At 69.1% G+C, this 13,768-nt stretch carries 14 protein-coding genes, 1 pseudogene and 1 riboswitch; of the genes and pseudogenes, 9 read left to right on the top strand and 6 right to left on the bottom strand.

The genetic code is table 11. The annotated features are described in order from the left end of the window. The first annotated feature begins 192 nt into the window (after positions 1–192). The 6 genes from bhcR to LZ686_RS09995 all read left to right on the top strand — a co-directional run bounded on the left by bhcR (position 193) and on the right by LZ686_RS09995 (position 7,156). Positions 193–1,014, top strand: coding sequence for an HTH-type transcriptional regulator BhcR (bhcR, locus tag LZ686_RS10020; RefSeq protein WP_349547820.1), 822 nt, complete (start codon positions 193–195; stop codon positions 1,012–1,014). Between the two features lie 62 nt (positions 1,015–1,076). Then, positions 1,077–1,263: riboswitch (cobalamin riboswitch) on the top strand. 133 nt (positions 1,264–1,396) lie between these two features. Then, complete coding sequence (locus LZ686_RS10015; protein WP_349547673.1) at positions 1,397–3,289, top strand: TonB-dependent receptor plug domain-containing protein; 1,893 nt, start codon at positions 1,397–1,399, stop codon at positions 3,287–3,289. Beyond that, positions 3,286–4,089: an ABC transporter substrate-binding protein gene (locus LZ686_RS10010; protein WP_349547672.1), complete on the top strand. Its 804-nt coding sequence runs from the start codon at positions 3,286–3,288 to the stop codon at positions 4,087–4,089. Before LZ686_RS10015 ends, LZ686_RS10010 begins: the two co-directional genes overlap by 4 nt. Continuing rightward, positions 4,086–5,063, top strand: coding sequence for a FecCD family ABC transporter permease (locus LZ686_RS10005; protein ID WP_349547671.1), 978 nt, complete (start codon positions 4,086–4,088; stop codon positions 5,061–5,063). Before LZ686_RS10010 ends, LZ686_RS10005 begins: the two co-directional genes overlap by 4 nt. Beyond that, positions 5,060–5,815 carry an ABC transporter ATP-binding protein gene (locus LZ686_RS10000; RefSeq protein ID WP_349547670.1) on the top strand — a complete coding sequence of 252 codons (756 nt, stop codon included), beginning with the start codon at positions 5,060–5,062 and terminating at the stop codon, positions 5,813–5,815. The genes LZ686_RS10005 and LZ686_RS10000 overlap by 4 nt, the downstream gene beginning before the upstream one ends. Before the next feature lie 90 nt (positions 5,816–5,905). Then, the gene (locus LZ686_RS09995) at positions 5,906–7,156 is read left to right on the top strand and encodes a DUF2254 domain-containing protein (protein ID WP_347919920.1); all 1,251 of its coding nucleotides are present in this window, start codon (positions 5,906–5,908) and stop codon (positions 7,154–7,156) included. Here the strand turns inward: LZ686_RS09995 and tdh are convergent. The 4 genes from tdh to LZ686_RS09975 form a co-directional block, all read right to left on the bottom strand. Continuing rightward, positions 7,153–8,184, bottom strand: a complete 1,032-nt coding sequence (gene tdh / locus LZ686_RS09990; protein ID WP_045982088.1) for an L-threonine 3-dehydrogenase — start codon at positions 8,182–8,184, stop codon at positions 7,153–7,155. The two genes, LZ686_RS09995 and tdh, sit on opposite strands and share 4 nt — an antisense overlap. Then, positions 8,181–9,374 carry a glycine C-acetyltransferase gene (locus LZ686_RS09985; protein ID WP_349547669.1) on the bottom strand — a complete coding sequence of 398 codons (1,194 nt, stop codon included), beginning with the start codon at positions 9,372–9,374 and terminating at the stop codon, positions 8,181–8,183. Before LZ686_RS09985 ends, tdh begins: the two co-directional genes overlap by 4 nt. An 83-nt stretch (positions 9,375–9,457) precedes the next feature. Beyond that, complete coding sequence (locus LZ686_RS09980) at positions 9,458–10,018, bottom strand: helix-turn-helix domain-containing protein (protein WP_045982090.1); 561 nt, start codon at positions 10,016–10,018, stop codon at positions 9,458–9,460. A gap of 15 nt (positions 10,019–10,033) precedes the next feature. Next, positions 10,034–10,504, bottom strand: coding sequence for an Lrp/AsnC family transcriptional regulator (locus tag LZ686_RS09975; protein ID WP_045982091.1), 471 nt, complete (start codon positions 10,502–10,504; stop codon positions 10,034–10,036). 104 nt (positions 10,505–10,608) lie between these two features. On the opposite strand from LZ686_RS09975, the gene LZ686_RS09970 reads away from it, so the two are divergent. The 3 genes from LZ686_RS09970 (at position 10,609) to LZ686_RS09960 (ending at position 12,810) form a co-directional block, all read left to right on the top strand. After that, positions 10,609–12,072 (top strand): aminotransferase class V-fold PLP-dependent enzyme, encoded by a 1,464-nt coding sequence (locus LZ686_RS09970; protein WP_349547668.1) that lies wholly within the window; start codon positions 10,609–10,611, stop codon positions 12,070–12,072. Positions 12,073–12,134: 62 nt separating this feature from the next. Beyond that, complete coding sequence (locus tag LZ686_RS09965; RefSeq protein WP_349547667.1) at positions 12,135–12,479, top strand: hypothetical protein; 345 nt, start codon at positions 12,135–12,137, stop codon at positions 12,477–12,479. Beyond that, positions 12,472–12,810 (top strand): hypothetical protein, encoded by a 339-nt coding sequence (locus LZ686_RS09960; protein WP_349547666.1) that lies wholly within the window; start codon positions 12,472–12,474, stop codon positions 12,808–12,810. The genes LZ686_RS09965 and LZ686_RS09960 overlap by 8 nt, the downstream gene beginning before the upstream one ends. On the opposite strand, the gene LZ686_RS09955 is transcribed toward LZ686_RS09960, so the two are convergent. Both LZ686_RS09955 and LZ686_RS09950 read right to left on the bottom strand, forming a co-directional pair. After that, positions 12,807–13,271, bottom strand: coding sequence for a hypothetical protein (locus tag LZ686_RS09955; protein WP_349547665.1), 465 nt, complete (start codon positions 13,269–13,271; stop codon positions 12,807–12,809). The two genes, LZ686_RS09960 and LZ686_RS09955, sit on opposite strands and share 4 nt — an antisense overlap. Positions 13,272–13,336: 65 nt before the next feature. Further along, positions 13,337–13,768 (bottom strand): annotated as a pseudogene (locus LZ686_RS09950) (PQQ-dependent sugar dehydrogenase); the annotation flags it as partial.

The following is a 13,768-nucleotide window of genomic DNA, read 5'->3' as shown; positions in this document are numbered from 1 at the left end:
GCTCCTCCTTGATGCGACAAGGTGTAGCACGGGTCCGCAAACCGGTAAATTTTTTTGAAATCGTTTTTCGGAAATCTGGTTTAATGCAGGTTTCGCAGCGAAATCATGGGCGCTTGATTTTTTCATTGCCGAAAAACGGCTTTCATGAAATTATTTTTCTGTGGTGTTACAGACGGAAGGGGCGTGATTCCGATGCAGCAGCCGGTGCGCAAGCGGGGACGGCCAAGAGGCGGCAAGGCCGATCAGCCCGCCGCCAGCATCCAGGCCCTGGACCGCGGGCTGGACGTGCTGGAGGCCCTGGCCGCGCATGAGGGGATCACCCTGACCGGGCTGTCCACGCATCTGGACCAGTCCCCCGCCACCATGCACCGCGTCCTGGCCACCCTGGAACACCGTCGCTATGTCGAGAACAATCCCGACCGGCAGGAGTGGTTCATCGGCCCCGAGGCGTTCCGCCTTGGTTCGGCCTTCCTGCGCCGCACCAACATCGTCGAACGCAGCCGTGCGGTGATGCGCGACCTGATGGCCCTGACCGGAGAGACGGCCAACCTGGGCATCGAACGCGACGGCGACGTGCTGTTTGTCAGCCAGGTCGAGACGCATCAGACGATCCGCGCGTTTTTCCCGCCCGGCACCCGGTCTCCGCTGCACGCATCGGGGATCGGCAAGGCGCTGCTGGCGGCGTTCGACCAGACGCGGCTGGCGATGTTCCTGCGCGACGCGACCTTCACCCGGTTCACAGACAAGACCATCGCCGACGCGGACGCGCTGCAGGCAGACATCGCCCTGATCCGCCATCGCGGCTTTGCCTTTGACGACGAGGAGCGCACCCTGGGAATGCGCTGTGTCGCGGCCTCCATCGTCAACAGCTATGGCGAGGCGGTGGCCGGGGTGTCGGTGTCGGGCCCCACGAACCGCATGACCGATGCCGCCGTCGACCGCATCGGCGGCATGGTCGCCACCGCGGCGGAACGGATTTCGGCCGATCTGGGATCGGGCCGGGGCGGGCGGTGACCGCCTTTTGCCGGGCGTGGAACGGGTGGGCGAATCCCGTTGACAGCTCCGGGGCCTCTGCGCCACAAGGGCGCCGCTACGGTTCCGGCCTGCATGCCGGATCAAAAGGGAACACCGGTGACAATCCGGGGCTGCCCCCGCAACTGTAAGCGGAGAGTGATGGCCGATCATGCCACTGGAGCGATCCGGGAAGGCCGGCCAAGGCATCGACCCGCAAGCCAGGAGACCTGCCGCAGCACTCACCCATTTCCGGCGCGGGGCGTGCCAGGAAAGCGGCTGATCCGCAGTGGTGACAGTCACCGTCCTGCCGCGACCCACCGGGTCCGTGTGCCGGACATTTCTGTTTGCCGCAGGCCGTGCCTGCCTTGAAAGGTCCGTGCCGATGCGCCGTCCGATCTGTCTTCTGGCGACGCTTGTCGCCCTTCCCGTGACCGCCGCCGCGCAAGGTGCGGCACCGGGGGAACCCATCCTGCTGGACGAGATCGTGCTGACCGCCGGCATCACGCCCGTGGCCCAGGACGGCTATGCCCGCGCCCACACCGTCCTGACCGCGACCGAGATAGAGGATCGTGGCATCGTAACCGTCCAGGACGCCCTGCGCGCGCTGCCCGGCGTATCGGTCAGCGGCAGCGGCGCCAGCATCGCGCAGGTCCGCATCCGTGGCGCCGAGGCGAACCACACCCTGATCCTGATCGACGGCATCGAGGCGGCGGGGGGCGAGGACGAATACGTGCTGACCGGGCTGGAGACCACCGACATCGACCGGATCGAGGTGCTGCGCGGGCCGCAATCGGTGTTCTATGGATCGAACGCGTCGGCGGGGGTGATCAACATCATCACGCGCGACGCGCCCCAGGGCCTGTCCTATGGCGGCTCGGTCGAGGCCGGGAACGGCGGGGCGGCCTCGGTCCAAGTCAGCCGTCGTGGGGAGCGGGGCGGGCTGCGGCTGTCGCTGTCGGCGCGCGACGATCTGGGCTATGACCAGTCGGGCGATGGCGGCGGCAAGGACGGGATCAACCGCAAGACCGCCGTCCTGTCCGGCGACGTCCTGGCCACGGACGACCTGCGCCTTGGGGTGGCGCTGCGCCAGTCCACCGAGGATTACGGCTTCGACGCCGAGAACTTTGCCGCGACCGATGCCGAAAGCTATCTGGTCGATGCCGACCTGTTCGGCCGCCGCGACGAGTTTCAGGGCGGGGTCTGGGCGGAATATACCGCGTTGGACGGCCGCCTGGTCCAGCGCCTGGACTATCAGCACAGCATCACCCGGCAGAGCCAGGACAACAGCCCGTTCCGGCGCGGCCAGACCGAAAAGCTGAAATACCGCGCCAGCCTGGGGTTGGACGGGTCGGCCGCCGATGCCTCGCAGCTGCTGAACCTCCTGGCGGAACATCAGCGCGACAGCAACTCGACCGCGCCGGGGCAGTCCCGGGAGATGTCGTCGGTCGCGCTGGAATACCGCGCGATGCTGGCCAGCGGACTGGATGTCCAGGCCGGGCTGCGCCACGACGCGAACCGCGTCTTTGCCGATTTCACCAGCTGGAACCTGGGCCTGTCCTGGCAGATGCCCGACCGTCCGTTCCGCCTGCACGCATCCGCCGGGACGGGGCTGGTAAACCCGTCCTATTTTGAGCTGTATGCCGATGCCGACTTCTTCGGCACCGTCTATCAGGGCAATCCCGACCTGCGCCCGGAAAAGAACAGCGGCTTTGATCTGGGGGTCGAGGCGCAGCTGCCGGACGGTCGCGGGACCATCGACGTCACCTATTTCAACGAGACGCTGGAGGACGAGATCACCGACTATCTGGTCGGCATCGAGGATGGCGTGGCGTTCTATTCCTATCGCAACCAGTCCGGCGAAAGCCCCCGCCAAGGGGTCGAGGTCGCGGCCCGCATTCTGGCGACCGACAGTCTGACCCTGGGGGCCAGCTATACCTATCTGGACGCGGAAAATCCCGATGGCAGCGTCAAGACCCGCCGCCCCCGGCACGAGGCTGGCCTGAGCGCGACACTGTCGGTCCTGGACGGGCGCGGGTCGGTCACGGGCGATCTGCGCCATGTGGCAGGCACCTTCGACACCCAGTTCTGGGGCGGGTTCGAGACGCGCGAACTGCCGTCCTATACCGTGGTCAACCTTGCCGCGGGCTATGACCTGACGCCGAACGTGCGGGCGACGGCGCGGGTGGTGAACCTGTTCGACCGCGATTATTCAGATGTCTGGGGCTTTGCGAACCAGGGGCGGACCGGCACCATCGGCCTGCAGGCGCGCTGGTGATCCGCGGGCTGATCGGGCTGGCGCTGATGGCCGCCCCCGCATGGGCCGACGCGCCCGCGCGGGTGGTGTCGATCAACCTGTGCACCGATCAGCTGGCGATGCTGGTGGCGGCGCCGGGACAGCTGGCCTCGGTCAGCTATCTGGCGCAGGACCCGGTCTCTTCGGCCATGGCGCGCGAGGCCGCGGCCTATCCCACCAACCGCGGCCAGGCCGAGGACATCCTGGCCCTGCAGCCCGATCTGGTGCTGGCGGGCACCTATTCCTCTCCGGCGACGCTGGACATGCTGGACAGGCTGGGTCTGCGCGTGGCGACCTTCGACATGGGGACGGACCTGGACAGCATCCGCACCAACCTGCGCCTGATGGGCGACGTGCTGAGCCGACGGGACAACGCCGACCGCATCGTGGCGCAGTTCGACCGCGACCTGGCGGCACTGCAGGCTGACCCGCGCCCCGACCGCCGGGCGGCGCTGTATGGGGCGAACGGCTACAGCTCGGGTCAGGACAGCCTGGCCGGGGCGATCCTGGCGGCGGCGGGCCTGACGAACGTGGCGACGGAACTGGGCCTGTCGCAGGGAGGCTTCGTGCCGCTGGAGGATCTGGTGATGGCCGATCCCGACCTGATCGTGACCGGCCAGCGTCAGCCCCGTGCCTCGCGCGCCGAGGAGGTGATGGACCATCCTGTCCTGCACGCCATCACGCCGGGGCGGCAGGTCGTCACTGCGCCCGACCGGGACTGGGCCTGTGGCACGCCGCATGTCCTGCGCGCCGTGGCACAGTTGCGCCAGGTCGCGCCATGAGGCTGACGGCCGCGCTTGGCGCGCTTGTGGGCATGCTGTTCGTGACATCGCTGCTGATCGGGACCAGCTGGCAGCCGCCCGGGCCCGCGCTGGCGGCGCTGTTCGGGCGGGGCGATCCGCTGCTGGTCCTGGTAATGCAGGAACTGCGCCTGCCGCGCGCCATCCTGGGCGCGGCGGTGGGCGCATCGCTTGGGCTGGCGGGGGCCGCGATGCAGGGCTTTCTGCGCAATCCCCTGGCCGAACCGGGGCTGATCGGCACGTCGGGCACGGCGGCGCTTGGGGCGGTGCTGGCGATTCAGACCGGGCTGGCCGCGGCTTTTCCCCTGGGCCTGCCGCTGGCGGCGCTGGCGGGGGCGGCGCTGTCGGTCGGGCTGGTCATGGGGCTGGCGGGCCCGCGCGGCGGCGCGCTGGCGCTGATCCTGGCAGGGATCGCCGTATCGGCCCTGGCCGGAGCCGCGACCTCGCTGGTCCTGAACCTGTCGCCCAACCCCTTTGCCGCCAACGAGATCGTCTTCTGGATGATGGGGTCGCTGGTCGACCGCTCCATGCTGCATGTCCGCATCGCGGTGCCGGTGATGATCGCGGGCGCGGTGATCCTGTGGCCCGCCGCCCGTGCCCTGCGCGCCCTCAGCCTGGGAGAGGACGCCGCCGCCAGCATGGGCGTCAACCTGCGCGCGCTGCGGCTGCGGCTGGTGCTTGGCACGGCGGCGCTGGTCGGCGGGGCCACGGCGGTGGCGGGCACCGTGGGCTTCGTCGGGCTGGTCGTGCCGCATCTGCTGCGCCGCGCGGTGGGCGGCGATCCGGGGCGGCTGCTGGGGGCATCGGCGCTTGGCGGGGCGGCGATGGTGCTGGCGGCCGACATCGCGGTGCGGGTGATCCTTCCGGGGCGCGACCTCAAGCTGGGCGTCCTGACCGCCCTGATCGGCGCGCCCTTCTTCCTGCAGCTGATCCTGCGGCTGAGGGCGCGGGCATGACCCTGATGCAGCTGTCCGGCCTGTCCCTGTCGCGCGGCGCGGTGCCGGTGCTGGACCGGATCGACCTCGACGTGGGGCCGGGCGAGTTCGTGGGCCTGCTGGGCCCGAACGGCGCGGGCAAGACGACGCTGCTGCGCGCGGCCTTGGGCCTGTTGCCGGTGACGGGGCGGTCATCGCTGGCGGCGCTGGCCCCCGATGCACGGGCGCGTCAGGCGGCCTATCTGCCGCAGGGCCGTGACATCGCCTGGCCGATGCCGGTGGAGGCGGTCGTGGCCCTGGGCCGCATCGCCCATCCCGATGCCGGGGCACCGCGCGACCACCCTGCGGTCCACGACGCGCTGCGGGCCCTGGGCCTGACGGCCCTGCGCCACCGCGATGCGACCACCCTGTCGGGCGGCGAACAGGCCCGCGTGCTGATCGCCCGCGCGCTGGCGCAGGACACCCCCCTGCTGATCGCGGACGAGCCCATTGCCGGGCTGGACCCCGCCGCCGCCATCGGCGTCATGGACCTGTTCGCGGGACTTGCGCGGCAGGGGCGGGGGGTGGTCGCGTCGCTGCACGACTTGGGGCTGGCCGCGCGGCACTGCACGCGGCTGCTGGTGCTGGACGGGGGCCGCATCGTGGCCGACGGACCGCCCGCCGCCGTGCTGACCCCCGACCTGCTGGCGCGGGTCTTCGGCATCGCCGCGCATCTGGCGGACGGTCCGGACGGTCCGATTTTTCAGCCGCTTCGGGTCACCCCGCGCGCCTAGGCGCGAAAGCGGCCGCGGCATCTGGACCCCGCACCCCGTTCCGGGTCATGGTCCGCGGCAGGGTACAAGGTCAGTGGGCAAGGGGTGCGGATGTCGTCCAGGTTAAGGTGGTTCATCGTCAGGATCTCCCAGAAGATCTGGGTGGTCGCGGCGCTTTACACGGTGATGGGCATCGGCACGGCCTTCGTCGCGCCGCTGATCGGGCCCATGCTGCCCGACGGGCTGGGCGACAAGCTGGGCTCGGGCGCGGTCGAGGCGGTGCTGTCGGTCCTGGCCAGCTCGATGCTGTCGGTGGTCACCTTCTCGCTCGGGATCATGGTGTCGGCCTTCACGGCGGCATCCGGGTCGGTCACGCCGCGGGCGACACAGCTGCTGAAATCGGACCGCACCACGCAGCGCGTCCTGTCGACCTTCCTGGGGTCGTTCCTGTTCAGCCTGATCGGCATCATCGCGCTGAACGCGGGCTTTTATTCCGACAATGACCGGCTGGTGCTGTTCGTGGCCACGATCCTGGTCGTGGTCATCATCGTCATCGCGATCCTGCGATGGATCGCGCACCTGACCGTCTTTGGCCTGATGGACGATTCCATCCGCAAGGTCGAGGAGGCCGCCCGCAGCGCGCTGGACCACCGGCTGGACACGCCCTTCCTGGGCGGTCACGAGGGGTCGGGCCCGCCGCCCGGCGCCCGTGCCGTCCATCACGACCAGATCGGCTATCTGGTCCATGTCGACATGCCGGCGCTGCAGGCGATGGCTGACGACGCGGGCGTGGACATCCACCTGGCGGCCCTGCCGGGCAGGTTCCTGCATCCCGGCCTGCCGGCCCTGTGGATCGCGCGCCAGACCGCGTCCGACCAGCAACCCGATGACGAGGCCCTGTGCAAGGCGCTGACCGTCGCGGAAAGCCGCACCTATGACCAGGACCCGCGGTTCGGCCTGACCGTCCTGACAGAGATCGCCGAACGCGCCCTGTCGCCCGCCGTCAACGACCCGGGCACCGCGATCGACATCCTGGGCCGGTCGGTCCGCCTGCTGTCCGCCTGCGCCGACGCGCGCAAGGTCGCGCTGGACTTTCCGCGGGTCTGGGTGCCCGCCCTGGCGGTCGAGGATCTGCTGGACGACGTCTTCCCGCCCATCGCGCGCGACGGTTCGGCCATCTTCGCGGTGCAGATGCGGTTGCAAAAATCGCTGCTGGCGCTGGCGCAGATCGCCCCGGACCGGTTCGCGGCCTCTGCCCGGCGCCACTCGGCTGAGGCGATGGCGCGATGCCGCGACCAGATGTTGCCGTCGGAACGCGAACGCCTGAACGCGGTCGTCGAGGCCATCCAGACGGTGGGCTAGACCTGGTCCCAGTCCAGCACGATCTTGCCGCTCTGGCCGGCCTTCATGGTGCGGAAGCCCTGTTCGAATTCGGCCATCGGCAGATCGTGGGTGATGACGGCGCTGACGTCCAGGCCGTTCTCCAGCATGGCCAGCATCTTGTACCAGGTCTCGAAGATCTCGCGGCCATAGATGCCCTTGATGACCAGCGACTTGAACACGATGCGGTTCCAGTCGACCAGCGTGGGCGCGGCGGGAATGCCCAGCATGGCGATGCGCCCGCCCATCACCATCGCGCCGACCATCTGGTCGAAGGCCGCGGCATTTCCCGACATTTCCAAGCCCACGTCGAACCCTTGGCGCATGCCAAGGCGGGCGCAGACCGACGGCAGGTCCTCGGAGGCGACGTTGACCGGGACCACGTCGGCCACCCGCGCCGCCAGGTCCAGCCGCGTCTGGTTCACGTCGGTGATGACCACGTGACGCGCGCCGACATGGCGCGCGACCGCGGCGGCCATGATGCCGATGGGCCCTGCGCCGGTGACCAGCACGTCCTCTCCGATCAGCGGAAAGCTGAGCGCGGTGTGCACGGCATTGCCAAGCGGGTCCAGGATCGCGCCGATGCGGTCGGACACGCCGTCGGGCAGCGGCACCACGTTGAAGGCGGGCAGCGCCAGGTATTCGGCAAAGGCGCCGGGGACATTGACGCCGATGCCGCGGGTCTCGGGGTCCAGGTGGAACTGGCCCGACCGGCTCTGGCGGCTGGTATGGCCGATCAGGTGGCCCTCTCCGGAACAGCGCTGGCCCAGGGTCAGGCCGGTGACGTCGCGGCCCAGTTCGACGATCTCTCCGGCGAATTCGTGGCCGATGATCATGGGCGCGGGGACGGTGCGGGCGGCCCATTCGTCCCAGTTCCAGATATGCACGTCCGTCCCGCAGATGCCTGTCTTGCGCACCCGGATCAGGACATCCGACGGGCCGATCTGGGGCACGGGGCGGTCCTGCAGGGCCAGCCCCTCTCCGGGGCCGGTCTTGACCAGCGCCTTCATCGGATCGCCCCGGTTTCGCGACCCGCCTCGACAAAGGCCTGCAGGGCGGTGTCCAGGTCGGCCATGTCGATGGCGGCGTTCATCTGGGTGCGGATACGGGCCTGACCGCGCGGCACGACCGGAAAGAAGAACCCCGCCACATAGACGCCGCGCCGTTCCAGCGCGGCTGCCATGGCCTGCGCCAAGGGGGCCTCGGACAGCATGACGGGCACGATGGGGTGCTGGCCGGGCAGCAGATCGAACCCCGCATCGGTCAGGCCCTTGCGCCAATGCGCGGTCTTGCGCGCGAGGTCCGCGCGCAGGTCGTCCGCGCCCTCGATCAGGTCGATCGCGGCAAGCCCCGCGGCGACGATCGACGGCGGCAGCGCGTTCGAGAACAGATAGGGTCGCGCCCGCTGGCGCAGCAGGTCGATGACCGGCTGCGGCCCGGCGATGTATCCGCCAAGCGCGCCGCCAAGCGCCTTGCCAAGCGTCCCTGTCAGCAGGTCGACCCGCGCGCCCAGGTGCTGCGGCGTGCCCGCGCCCTTCGGCCCCATGATGCCCACCGCGTGACAGTCGTCGACCATCACCACCGCGCCATAGCGGTCGGCCAGATCGCGGATCGCGGGCAGGGGCGCCAGGTGGCCGTCCATCGAGAACACGCCGTCCGTGGCGATCATGATGAAACGCGCCCCGCCGTCCCGCGCCTCGCGCAGGCGGGATTCCAGCTGGTCCATGTCGCCGTTCGCATAGCGATAGCGACGCGCCTTGCACAGACGGATGCCGTCGATGATCGACGCATGGTTCAGCGCGTCCGAGATGACCGCGTCCTCGGGGCCCAGCAGCGGTTCGAACAGCGCGCCGTTGGCGTCGAAACAGGACGCGAACAGAATCGCGTCGTCATGGCCCAGCCACCCGGCCAGGCGCTGTTCCAGCTGGCGATGCAGGTCCTGCGTCCCGCAGATGAACCGCACGGATGCCATGCCAAAGCCGTGGCTGTCCATTGCCGCGACCGCCGCCGCGCGCAGGGCGGGATGATTGGCCAGCCCCAGATAGTTGTTGGCGCACAGGTTGATCGTGGGCGCCCCCGCCACCGCGACGCGGCTGCCCTGGGGCCCGGTGATCAGGCGTTCGCGCTTGGTCAACCCTTCTTGGCCGATCTGGTCCAACTGCTGGCTGACGCTGTCCAGAAACGCGCTTGCATCCGTCATGTGGTCAGTACCTCCGTTTTAACGGAGGCTAGGGCCTTCGCCTCCGCCAGGCAAGATAAAAGAAATCCGTCCGTGATGACGGATCAACTGTCCCGCACGATCATCAGCACGCGGGCGGCGGCATCGCCCGCCGTGACGCTGTGCGGGCGGTCGGCGGCATAGTTCGCGGCATCGTTCTGCGCCAGGGCCGCCCGTTCGTCGCCCGAGGTGATGGTGACCGCGCCCTCCAGCACCACGACATCCTCGCGACAGCCGGTGCGATGAGGCGCGGACTCCAACGCAGCGCCTGGGCCAAGGCGGATCTCGTAGATCTCGTGCTCTCCGACGGTCTGCGGCGCGCTGAGGATGCGGATCACCACGTCGCGCCCCCGGTCGGCGATGACCGGCGCGGCCGCGGCCTGCACCACGCGGATGTCGCTTTCGGCCCGCGCCTCCCATAGGCCGGCGAAATCGACCTGCAGGGCCTGGGTCAGGTTCCACAGGGTCGCTACGGTCGGGCTGGATTCAGCGCGTTCGATCTGGCTGACCATCGACCGGCTGACGCCCGACAGCCGCGCCACCGCGTCCAGGCTGAGGCCCTTGGCGCGGCGCGCCTCCTTCAGGCGGGCGGCAAGGCGCTGGACGATGTCGGTGTTCTGGTTCATGGGGCCTTCGGTCCGTCAGGCAAGCGCGATGGGTCGCTGTTCCTCGATCGCCTCCATCGCGAAATGCGACGTGACGGTGTGCAGTTCGATGCCCGAGATCAGGCGTTGATAGAACAGGTCATAGCGTCCCATGTCCTGCGTCACCACCTTGAGCATATAGTCGTATTCGCCGCCGATGCGGAAAAAGTCGATCACCTCGGGAATGGCCGACACATGCTTGCGGAACATCGCCAGCCAGTCGGCGGAATGGTGGCGAGTCTTGATCATCACGAACACGACCAGCCCCATGCCCAGCCTGTCGCGGTCCAGCGTCACGGTCCGGTTGCGGATCACGCCCGCCTTGTCTAGCGCCTGCATCCGCCGCCAGCAGGCGTTCTGCGACAGCCCGACCCGCTCCGCCACCACGCGCTGCGAAATCGCGCTGTCGCGTTGCAGCTCCTCAAGGATGCGCCTGTCGATGCGGTCCACGCCGTTCCCCCGGTTCATGGGTCATATGACCCAATATCGCCTTCGGAATGCAAGAAACAAGGAATGAAATCGCGCTGTCGCGGGAATAGTCATTGCGAAACGCAGGCCGGATCGGGGTTTTCATGGCACAGTTGGACGAGTTTCGGGCGACATTGACGACCGGCGACGCCGTCGCGGGCCTGCGGGCGGGGCTGATCGGTGATGACGTCGTGATCGACGGGCCCTTCGGTCCGGTGCCGATGATCTATGCCGATTACGTGGCCTCGGGCCGCGCGCTGCGCCAGGTCGAGGAGTTCGTGCTGACCCGCGTGCTGCCCTATTACGCCAACACCCACACGCAGGCGTCCTTTGTCGGCGCCTACTGTTCAGGGCTGAGGGAGGCGGCGCGCTCTTGTGTGGCGGGGATGGTCGGCGCGGGGCCGGGATACAGCACGATCTTTGCCGGGTCGGGGTCGACCGCAGGCCTGAACCGGCTGGTGGGCCTTCTGGACATCGCGGGCATCACGGCGCGCGGTGGCCGCGCCGTGGTGGTCATCGGCCCCTATGAGCATCATTCCAACATCCTTCCCTGGCGCGAAAGCGGTGCCGTGGTCATCGAGATCCCCGAGGCTGCGACCGGCGGGCCCGACCTGCCCGCGCTGGAGGCGGTGCTGGCGGATCAGGCGGGGGCCGATCTGCTGGTGGGCAGCTTTTCGGCGGCCTCGAACGTGACCGGGATCCTGACCGACACGGATGCGGTGACCCGCATCCTGCGCGCGCATGGCGCGGTGGCGATCTGGGATTATGGCGCCGCCGCGCCCTATGTCCCGATGTCGATGCAGGCGGGAACGGATGCGGCCAAGGACGCCATCGTGTTCTCTCCGCACAAGTTTCCGGGCGGGCCGGGGGCATCGGGGGTGCTGGTCGTCCGCGACGCGATCGCGCGCCGGGCGACGCCGACGCTGCCGGGCGGCGGCACGGTCAGCTTCGTGTCGCCCTGGGGGCATGCCTATGCGTCCTCGCTGTCGGCGCGCGAGGAGGGGGGCACGCCCAACGTCATCGGCGACATCCGCGTGGCTTTGGCCATGATCGCGAAGGAGGCCCTGGGTCAGGATGTCATCACCACCCGCGGGCGCGTCCTGCGGGACCGGGCGCTGGCCGCATGGCGGGGCAACCCGGCCATCCAGGTGATGGCCCCCGATGCGCCGGCCGAAAGCCTGCCGATCCTGTCCTTCCGCATTCGCGACGGGCGGGGCGGGCTGGTCCATCACCAGCTGTTCACACGCATGCTGTCCGACATCCATGGCGTGCAGGCCCGCGGCGGCTGCGCCTGCGCGGGCAGCTATGCCCACCGGCTGCTAGGGATCGACCGGGTGCAGTCGGACGCCCTGTTCGCCCGCATCGCGCAAGGAGCGGACACCGAGAAGCCGGGCTGGGTGCGGCTGAACTTCTCGGTGCTGCTGGACGATGCCAAGGCCGACCGGATCATCGCGGCGGTCGATGACCTCGCGCGGAACGCCGCGCGGTGGGCCGGGCTGTATCAGGTCGACCCCGCAACCTCGCGGTTCACCCTGCGGCCCGACGCGTCACTGGCCCGCATCGCATAGGCGGGGTGCAACCAGGCCGCATCTGTGTTTCGATGGCGATGCATCGCAATCGAAGGTCCGCCATGATCCCGCCCGACATCGTCAGACCCCTGTGCCTTGGCATCGCGGGCACCATCCTGTGGGGTGGCTTTGCCGCGGTCCAGGGGGTGGCGGAACCTTGGGATGCCGGCCTCTACTGGACGCTGGCCTATCCGGCGCTGCTGCTGGCATCGGGGCTTGCGGGAGCGTGGCTTGTGCGGCGTGCGTGGCTGGCCGGGCTGATGCTGACGATGGCACAGCTGCCCGCGATGCTGCTGTGGTCGCGGGGCGACGGGATGGTCCCCTTCGCGGTGGCCCTGCTGACAGCACTGGCCGTGCCGGCCATGCTGGCGGCGGGGCTGGGCGGCAGGATGGCGCGTCATGGCTGATCGCGGTTCGGTGCTGCAGACGCCGGACGGGCGTTACATCGTCGTGCGGGGACGGTTGTGGCGGGCATCCGATCCGTGCCTGGACCCGGACACGCGCGCCCGTCATGTCGCGGCCTTGATGGATGCGCGACGGGCGGTCAAGGCGGCCAAGGCATCGGATGATGCGACGGCACTGGCCGAAGCACGCCGCGCCGTGGATGCGGCCAAGATTCTACTGGGCGAACGCGGCCCGGTCTGGTGGACGGATGGGGCCCCCGATCTGGGACGACACATGGTCCACAACACCCCCTATGCCGCCTGGTTCAAGGCTCTGGACGACAAGACGCCCTAGTCGTCCGGCCCGAAACCATCCGGGACCCGGCGACCGGGGACATAGGTCAGGCCGGCATCCTCGATCAGGTCCTGGGCCATGGAGTCGGCATTCAGCGGTGCATTCTGGACATGTTGCCAGATCGCGCGGACGGCGGGCAGCATCTGCGGTTCGGACAGGGCACGGGCGGTGTGCATCCAGATCGCCAGCCCGTCACTGCTGTCATATTCGCGCGCCTTGCGCAGGGCCGCGATCCGCGTGACGGCGCCCGACACGAACCGTTTGTGCGCGGCGGGGGGCCAGTCTGAGAGGCTGTTCAGGTCTTGGCCGTCGGCCAGATGGAAGGCCTGCCAGAACCATGCGGCGGCGGCCTGGCTCTCGACGAAATGCGGCTTGGCGTCTGCCAGCCTGTCGGCCAAAGCCTGCGCCTCGTCGATGAGGACGGTCTTGGCCTTGTCGGCCTTCCAGCTGCTGAACGACATGGCGCCCCCTTTTCAACATGACGACGCCGCCATGATCGCATGGCGGCATCGGATCGCAAGGATGATCAGTTCGCAGGTGCCGCCTGCGCAGGCGCAGGAGCGGGGGTGGCCGGCGCGGGCGTCGCGGGCGCGGCCTCCGGTTCGGCGGGCGTCGGCGCCGGCGTTTCGGCCGGCGTTTCGATCCGGTCCGTGTCGATCGGTTCGGGGATCACCGTGCCATCGGCCGCAGCCACGCGCCAGACCGTGTTGCCGGCATCATCCGCAACCAGCAGCGCGCCGGTCCCGTCGATGCCCAGGCCCACGGGACGTCCATGCACTTTGCCGTCGACCAGAAAACCGGTCACGACATCCTGCATCATCCCGTCCGGACGGCCGTCGGCGAAGGGGACATAGGACACCTTGTAGCCGTTGAACTCGTCCCGGTTCCAGCTGCCGCGCTGACCGACAAAGGCACCGTTCGCGAAGGCGTCGGGCATCGCTGCGCCATTGGTGAAGAC

The sequence above is a fragment of the Paracoccus sp. NFXS7 genome (genome assembly GCF_040148865.1).
GTDB classification, from domain to species: domain Bacteria; phylum Pseudomonadota; class Alphaproteobacteria; order Rhodobacterales; family Rhodobacteraceae; genus Paracoccus; species Paracoccus marcusii.
The sequence above is the reverse complement of the archived record's forward strand: the minus strand, read 5'-3'. Positions and strand labels throughout refer to the sequence as shown.

Coding starts and splice junctions, on each gene's coding strand:
- bhcR (WP_349547820.1), top strand. CDS start 193: ATGCAGCAGCCGGTGCGCAAGCGGGGACGGCCAAGAGGCGGCAAGGCC.
- LZ686_RS10015 (WP_349547673.1), top strand. CDS start 1,397: ATGCGCCGTCCGATCTGTCTTCTGGCGACGCTTGTCGCCCTTCCCGTG.
- LZ686_RS10005 (WP_349547671.1), top strand. CDS start 4,086: ATGAGGCTGACGGCCGCGCTTGGCGCGCTTGTGGGCATGCTGTTCGTG.
- LZ686_RS10000 (WP_349547670.1), top strand. CDS start 5,060: ATGACCCTGATGCAGCTGTCCGGCCTGTCCCTGTCGCGCGGCGCGGTG.
- LZ686_RS09995 (WP_347919920.1), top strand. CDS start 5,906: ATGTCGTCCAGGTTAAGGTGGTTCATCGTCAGGATCTCCCAGAAGATC.
- tdh (WP_045982088.1), bottom strand. CDS start 8,184: ATGAAGGCGCTGGTCAAGACCGGCCCCGGAGAGGGGCTGGCCCTGCAG.
- LZ686_RS09985 (WP_349547669.1), bottom strand. CDS start 9,374: ATGACGGATGCAAGCGCGTTTCTGGACAGCGTCAGCCAGCAGTTGGAC.
- LZ686_RS09980 (WP_045982090.1), bottom strand. CDS start 10,018: ATGAACCAGAACACCGACATCGTCCAGCGCCTTGCCGCCCGCCTGAAG.
- LZ686_RS09975 (WP_045982091.1), bottom strand. CDS start 10,504: ATGAACCGGGGGAACGGCGTGGACCGCATCGACAGGCGCATCCTTGAG.
- LZ686_RS09970 (WP_349547668.1), top strand. CDS start 10,609: ATGGCACAGTTGGACGAGTTTCGGGCGACATTGACGACCGGCGACGCC.
- LZ686_RS09965 (WP_349547667.1), top strand. CDS start 12,135: ATGATCCCGCCCGACATCGTCAGACCCCTGTGCCTTGGCATCGCGGGC.
- LZ686_RS09960 (WP_349547666.1), top strand. CDS start 12,472: ATGGCTGATCGCGGTTCGGTGCTGCAGACGCCGGACGGGCGTTACATC.
- LZ686_RS09955 (WP_349547665.1), bottom strand. CDS start 13,271: ATGTCGTTCAGCAGCTGGAAGGCCGACAAGGCCAAGACCGTCCTCATC.